Origin of the sequence: Brevibacterium sp. R8603A2, assembly GCF_023072605.1 — a bacterium.
Classification (GTDB): Bacteria; Actinomycetota; Actinomycetes; order Actinomycetales; family Brevibacteriaceae; genus Brevibacterium; species Brevibacterium pityocampae.
This window is the reverse complement of sequence record NZ_JALLGN010000037.1, coordinates 1-1,191: the sequence shown is the minus strand read 5'-3', so window position 1 is coordinate 1,191 and position 1,191 is coordinate 1. Positions and strand designations below refer to the sequence as shown.

Here is a 1,191-nt window from a genome sequence, read left to right as displayed (position 1 = left end):
CCTTGGTGTCAAGGGGTTGTTGCAACGAGGTGTTCGTTCAGGGCTTGAGCTGGGGTTTTCCATTTCAGAGTCTTGCGGGGGCGGGCATTGAGCTCGGCGGCGACAGCATCGAGCTCGGCCTGGCTGATAGCCCGGAAGTCCGTGGTCGAGCGGGGGAAGTACTGCCGCAGCAGCCCGTTGGTGTTCTCGTTCGTCCCACGCTGCCAGGGCGCATGCGGGTCACAGAAATACACCTCGCAATCGGTAGCGATCCGGAAGTCAGCCACGGCAGACATCTCCGCTCCCTGGTCCCAGGTCAACGATGCCCGTAGGTGTTCCGGCAGCTGTCCCATCAACTCGATGAGGACCCGGATCACCTCCTGACTGACCCGCGAGGACGGCAGACTGCCGAGCATCACGAACCGGGTGGAACGTTCCACCAGCGTGATGATCGCCGAGGACCCCCGCGCTCCGAGCACGAGATCGCCTTCCCAGTGCCCGGGCACCGCCCGATCAGCGGCCTCAGCCGGGCGGGAAGAGATGTTGAAGTCCACCGTCCAGGGCTTCGCCCCGCGCCCGGCCTTGGCTTCCCGGGACTGCGACCGGCGCTGACCGCGACCGGTACGCAGCGCGACCTGCCGGGCGAGTTCCTGACGCATCCCGCCCCTGGCCTGGTAATAGATCGCTTGGTAGATCGTTTCGTGGGACACGTGCTTCTCCGGCTGCTGGGGATACTGCGTCTTCAGCCAAGCACTGATCTGCTGCGGCGACCACCGGCAGCGCAGCTTCTCGGCCACGACGTGCCACAGCGCGGGGTAGGGTTTGCCCCAACCGGGACGCAGCTTCATCGCGCGTGGTCGGCGTGCGCGTTTCAGCGCCCGTCGGTGGGCATGGGCGTGTGAGTACACCCACCGATATGCCCCGCCCCAGCCCGGTGCGCCGGCACGCGATCCCCGCGGATGCCGGGAACCGGCACCCGCGAGGCTGTTGCCCCGGTAGGCGTTGTTGCGTGCGACCTCACGCCATACCGTGGACCGGTCCCGGCCGATCCGAGCAGCGATCTGCGGGAAGGACAATCCCTGCCCGAAGAGCACCTCGATCTGCGCACGTTCCGTCACTGTCAATCTGGGTCCAGGCACCTCGATCACCCACGATCATCAAAGCCATCCCCGCCACTCAGGGACACCGTTGCAACAACCGTATGAAACCACC

At 65.9% G+C, this 1,191-nt stretch carries 1 pseudogene; it reads right to left on the bottom strand.

The annotated features are described in order from the left end of the window. Window positions 1-8: 8 nt before the first annotated feature. Window positions 9-1,120 (bottom strand): annotated as a pseudogene (locus MTQ12_RS14765) (IS30 family transposase); the annotation flags it as partial. Between the last annotated feature and the right edge of the window lie 71 nt (window positions 1,121-1,191).